General features: G+C 62.3%; 5 protein-coding genes. 4 read left to right on the top strand and 1 reads right to left on the bottom strand.

The genetic code is table 11. From position 1 onward, the window contains the following. The 4 genes from ABYV89_RS14195 to ABYV89_RS14180 form a co-directional block, all read left to right on the top strand. On the top strand, positions 1–696 hold a 696-nt coding region (locus tag ABYV89_RS14195; protein ID WP_432823594.1), incomplete at its 5' end, for an Hsp70 family protein. 88 nt (positions 697–784) lie between these two features. After that, the gene (dnaJ, locus tag ABYV89_RS14190) at positions 785–1,906 is read left to right on the top strand and encodes a molecular chaperone DnaJ (protein WP_432823593.1); all 1,122 of its coding nucleotides are present in this window, start codon (positions 785–787) and stop codon (positions 1,904–1,906) included. 24 nt (positions 1,907–1,930) lie between these two features. Then, the gene (locus tag ABYV89_RS14185; RefSeq protein ID WP_432823592.1) at positions 1,931–3,787 is read left to right on the top strand and encodes a penicillin-binding protein activator; all 1,857 of its coding nucleotides are present in this window, start codon (positions 1,931–1,933) and stop codon (positions 3,785–3,787) included. 14 nt (positions 3,788–3,801) lie between these two features. Further along, positions 3,802–4,581 carry a hypothetical protein gene (locus tag ABYV89_RS14180; protein ID WP_432823591.1) on the top strand — a complete coding sequence of 260 codons (780 nt, stop codon included), beginning with the start codon at positions 3,802–3,804 and terminating at the stop codon, positions 4,579–4,581. 154 nt (positions 4,582–4,735) lie between these two features. Here ABYV89_RS14180 and ABYV89_RS14175 read toward each other — a convergent pair whose 3' ends face one another. Further along, positions 4,736–5,197: an FKBP-type peptidyl-prolyl cis-trans isomerase gene (locus ABYV89_RS14175; protein WP_432823590.1), complete on the bottom strand. Its 462-nt coding sequence runs from the start codon at positions 5,195–5,197 to the stop codon at positions 4,736–4,738. Positions 5,198–5,357: the final 160 nt, after the last annotated feature.

The following is a 5,357-nucleotide window of genomic DNA, read 5'->3' as shown; positions in this document are numbered from 1 at the left end:
CTGATCGAGAAGAACACCACCATCCCCTGCAAGAAGAGCCAGACCTTCTCCACCGCCGCCGACAACCAGCCGGCTGTCTCGGTCCACGTGCTGCAGGGCGAGCGGGAAATGGCCCCCGACAACAAGACCATCGGCCGCTTCGAACTGGTCGGCATCCCCGCCGCTCCCCGCGGCGTACCGCAGATCGACGTTACCTTCGACATCGACGCCAACGGCATCCTGCATGTTTCCGCCAAGGACCTCGGCACCGGAAAGGAGCAGTCGATTCGGATTACCGCCTCTTCCGGCCTCTCCGACGAGGAGATCGAGAAGATGGTCAAGGATGCCGAAGCCCACTCCGGCGAAGACAAGAAGAAGCGCGAGCTGATCGAGGCCCGCAACCAGGCCGACAGCCTGGTCTATACCACGGAGAAATCGCTGTCCGAGCACAGCGACAAGGTCGACGAGGAAACCAAGGGGAAGATCACCAGCGCCCTCGAGGACCTCAAGAAGGCCATGGAAGGCGAAAGCGCCGAAGATATCCAGAAGAAGACCGAAGCTTTGGCCCAGGCCTCGCACAAGCTGGCTGAAGCCATGTACGCCAAGGCCCAGGCCGAAGGGACCGCTGAAGGCCAAGCCGCCGATGCCGCTGGCGGCGAAGGCGCTGAGAACGTGGTTGACGCCGAATTCGAAGAAGTCGACGAAGACAAGAAGTAAGCGCAAACACCCGTTATTACTTGACCCGGTAGGGGCACGGTCCGCCGTGCCCCTACAAGCATTCTAACGAAAGAAACGAGATCGACCCTTGGCCAACGGCAAACAAGACTACTACGAGGTGCTGGGAGTCAACCGCAACGCCAGCGAAACCGAGATCAAGAAGGCCTACCGGAAACTGGCCCTCCAGCATCACCCGGACAAGAACCCGGGCAACAAGGAAGCCGAAGAGAAATTCAAGGAGCTTTCCGAAGCCTATGCCGTTTTGTCCGACGGCCAGAAGCGCGCCACCTATGACCAGTTCGGTCATGCCGGGCTCGGTAACGGCGGCGGTTTTTCTTCGGGCGGTTTCGGCGGCAGCCCCTTCGAAGACATTTTCGGCGATATCTTTGGCGACATCTTCGGCGGCGGCGGCTCGCGCGGCGGCCGGGGCCGGGGCCGGCGGGGCGACGACCTGCGCTACAACCTCTCCATCTCCTTCGAAGAAGCCGCTTTCGGGATGGAAACCAAGGTGCAGATTCCGCGGCACCAGAGCTGCGACGAGTGCGGCGGCTCCGGTGCCCGCAAGGGGACCAGCGCGAAAACCTGCCCGACCTGCCAGGGCGCCGGCCAGGTCCGCTACCAGCAGGGCTTTTTCTCCCTGACCCGCCCCTGTCCCGAATGCGCCGGGGAAGGCCGGGTGATCGAAACCCCCTGCCCCGAATGCCGTGGCTCCGGCAAGACCAAGGCCAAGAAGACCCTCGCCCTGAAGATTCCCGCCGGGGTCGAAACCGGCAACCGGCTCAAGCTCAGCGGCGAAGGGGACCTCGGCGTCCAGGGCGGCCCGCCGGGCGACCTTTACGTGGTCATCACGGTCAAGGAACACCCGATTTTCAAGCGCGAAGGACAGGATGTCATCTGCGAAACGCCGATCTCCTTTGTCCAGGCCGCCCTCGGCTGCGAAATAGAGGTACCGACCCTTGATGGCAAGCTGAAAATCAAGGTACCGGCCGGCACCCAGTCGGGCAAGGTGCTCAACCTTTCCGGCAAGGGCATCCCTCACCTGCAGGGGTACGGTCGCGGCGACCAGCTGGTCGTTCTGCGGATCGAAACACCAACCCACCTGACCGCACGACAGAAGGAACTGCTCGAGGAATTCGCCCGGGAGAGCGGCGAAGATGTTCACCCGATGGGCAAAAGCTTTTTCGACAAAGTTAAAAACCTGTTCGACTGATCCGGTCGCGGCATGGAGGGACGCATGGGTAAAACGTTCGGCAGCTGGTTGGTCATCCTGTGCCTGCTTTTCGGCAGCAGCCTGTCGCATATTCCTGCGGCCGGCGCGGCCAACCTGATCGCCGACCCCGCCCTGCAGCGCGGTATCGACAAGTATCACAGCGGCGACGCGCAGGAAGCCCTCTCCCTGCTGCGCGGTTTTGTCATCCGCAACTACGACTCCCCCGAGCTCCCCCGGGCCTATCTTTACCTGGCCCGGATCTTTCAGAACAGCGGCAGCCACCAGGAGGCGCTGCTCTACACCGGCCGCATTCCTGCCGACCAGAAAGGGCCGGAAGCCCTCTTTATCGAAGGCGTCTCCCTGGTCGCCACCGGCCAGTACCAGGCCGGTCTGGCGACCCTGCTGAACACCGACCCGGCACCGCTGACACCGGCCGACCGCTCGCGCCGGATCGTCGCCCTGGCCGAAGCCCAGGCCGGCCTCGGCAACCACCTGGAAGCCCTGACCTTCATCCACCGCAGTGCCGAACCGACCGATGGCAAGCTGCTGGAACTGGCCCACACCATCCTCAAGGAGCGCCTGTCGCCGGCCGAGCTGGACGAAGCCGTCTTCATGTTCCGCGGCACCGCCATCGGCCAGGACGCCCAGCTGCAGCAGGCGCTGCGCGCCTACAGCCGGCATGACCAGGACGAGGCCAGGCGGCTGACCGCTGCGGTGGTCCAGAATTCAACGCCCTTTCCGTACCGCCACGAGGCGATCGCCCTCTGGGAACAGCTGACCGGCAGCCCCTTTCTGCAGCGTTCGATCGGCGTCATGCTCCCGCTCACCGGCCGCTACGCCACCTTCGGCCAGCTGGTGCGGCGCGGCATGGAACTCGCCGGCGAGCTCCACGACCAGACCAGGCCGCCGATCCGCCTGGTTTTCCGCGATTCCGGTGCGGCCGCCGAAGAAAGCGCCCGGATCGTCACCGAACTCGCCGGCGAAGCCGGGGTGATGGCGATCGCCGGCCCCTTAACCGGCGGCGCGGCAGCGGTGGCCGCCGAACAGGCCCAGAGGATCGGGATCCCGCTGCTCTCCCTCTCCCCCCGCGACGGCCTGCCCGAGACCGGCAGCTTCATCTTCCGCAATTCCCTGACCAGCCGCCAGCAGGTGGAAGCCCTGGTCCGGCACGCCATGGAACGGCAAGGGATCACCAGCTTCGCCGTCCTCCACCCGGAAAACAAGCTCGGCTATGAAATGACCGACCTGTTCATCCGCGAGGTTCAATACCGCGGCGGCCGGGTCGTAGCGACCCAGACCTACGATGAGAAAGCCACCGACTTTCGGCGCCAGGTCAAACTGCTCAAGGGCGAAGACCCCAATGTCCCGGACGAGGCGGCGAAAGAAAGGGAGACCGTCCGCAGGGCGCCTCTGCCGTTTCAGGCCCTGTTCATCCCCGACTACGCCGACAAAATCAGCCTGATCGCCCCCCAACTCGTTTTTTACGGCATCGAGGGCGCCCAGCTGCTCGGCATCAACGGCTGGAATTCACCCGACCTGCTTCGCACCACCGGACGGTACCTGCAGGGCGCGATTTTTGTCGACGGCTTTTTCCTGGCCAGCGCCGACCCGGCCATCCGCCAGTTTGTCGACAACTACCTGACAAAATACGGCGAAGAACCGACTATTCTCGAGGCCCAGGGTTTTGATGTAGCCAACATCCTCTTTGCCCAGCTCGACCGTCCCGAGATCCGCTCCCGCCAGGAACTGCAGCAGGCTTTGACGCAACTTGTCAATTTTCCCGGTGTTTCCGGCAGCACCTCGTTCGGGCCTGGCGGAGACGCTCTCAAGACCTTGTTTCTGCTCCAGGTCGACCGGGGCGCCCTGGTTCAGCTCTATTGACCGACAGGCAGCCAATGACCGGAAAAAAGCCCCTGCAGGCCTTGTTGACCGGCTTACTGATCGCTACCCTCGGCGCCTGCGCACCTGCGGATCCCCCGGCCCTGTCGGCGGCCCCCGCCGCCAACCTTACCGGCATCAGCGGGCTGGTCACGGACGACCACAACCAGCCTACCTCCGGAGCCTATGTCTACGCCTATCGCAACCGGCGCAGCAACCTGCGCGGCCCGGCGGATTTCGAGGCCCGAACCGACAGCCGCGGCAGCTATTTTCTCGATGTCATCGATGGAGACTATTACCTGGTGGCGCGGATGCGCCGGGAGGGGGGCGATGCCGGACCGCCGCGGCCGGGAGATGCCTGGGCCATCCCGGCGGTCAACCCGACGCGGGTGGTAAAGGACCGCACCAGCCGAGTCGACTTTCAGCTGCAGACCATGATGCAGTCGATGATCATGCGTGAAGGGACCCTGACCTCCGGGTCGACCGGTTTTACTGGCCGTATCCTCGATGACCGCGGCCAGCCGGCTGCCGGGGCCTTCGTGCTGGCCTATCGGGACGGTGACTTTCACCGGATGCCCGATTACACATCGCTGCCCGTCGATGGGGAAGGCCGGTTCACCCTCTACCTCCCCGAAGCGGGTTCCTACTGTCTGGCCGCCCGAACCAGAACCCGTGGACAGCCCGTCGCCGGCGAACCTTACGGGGTGCTTGAATCCGCCTCCGGTGGTTGCCCGTCCCTCGAAAGTGGTCAGATTCTCGACATCGGCGCCATCGTTCTCAAGCCCTATCGGCGATAAACCTGGCCCCATGCAACAGAAAAAACTTTACCTGCTCGTTTCAGGATAACCCACTGAATTCTAGGGGCCCTTGCGGTACAAATGCTTTTGCCGGGATAATCTGCCGCAGAGAAGAAAACGCCTCCTGCGGGAACCCGGCAGGAGGCGTTTTTGTTCAGTCTGGGAATAAAGATTCACACTTGGGGTTCTTTGTCACATCCAGCATTTCAATATCAAAAATCAGATCTTTTCCCGCCAGCGGGTGATTGGCGTCAAGGGTGACCGTCGACTCCGTCACGGCAAGCACCTCGAAATAAAACCGGCTGCCATCATGCTGAGTGACCTCGAGTTTTCCCCCGATATTCAGCACCACCTCCTTGGGAATTCTGCTCCGCTCCACCGCTTCTATTTTTTCGGGCAATATCTGGCCATAGGCCTGATCGGCGGCGACGGTTACCGTCTTTTTTTCGCCTCGGACCATGCCTACAACGGCCTGTTCAAAACCAGGAATAACCTCTTTTTTGCCAATCACGAACTGCAGTGGCCGATCGGCTGGAGAGGCATCAAAAACCTCTCCGCTGGTCAGTCTGCCGGTGTAATGAAGCTTGACCACATCGCCCTGTGCTGCTGGAAACATCTGCCTGTCCTTTCGCTTTCGAGCTCTCGTTATCCGTACGCAACAAACCCGCGTAGGTTACATTTTTGACCCGCAGCTGTCAAACCTTCCATTGTTCCACTGTGCAGTCATTGTCACGAACTCGGAGGTCGCAGTGATATTCTGAAGAGCAAAGCTCATT

Source organism: Trichloromonas sp. (genome assembly GCF_041583255.1).
Classification (GTDB): domain Bacteria; phylum Desulfobacterota; class Desulfuromonadia; order Desulfuromonadales; family Trichloromonadaceae; genus Trichloromonas.
The sequence above is the reverse complement of the archived record's forward strand: the minus strand, read 5'-3'. Positions and strand labels throughout refer to the sequence as shown.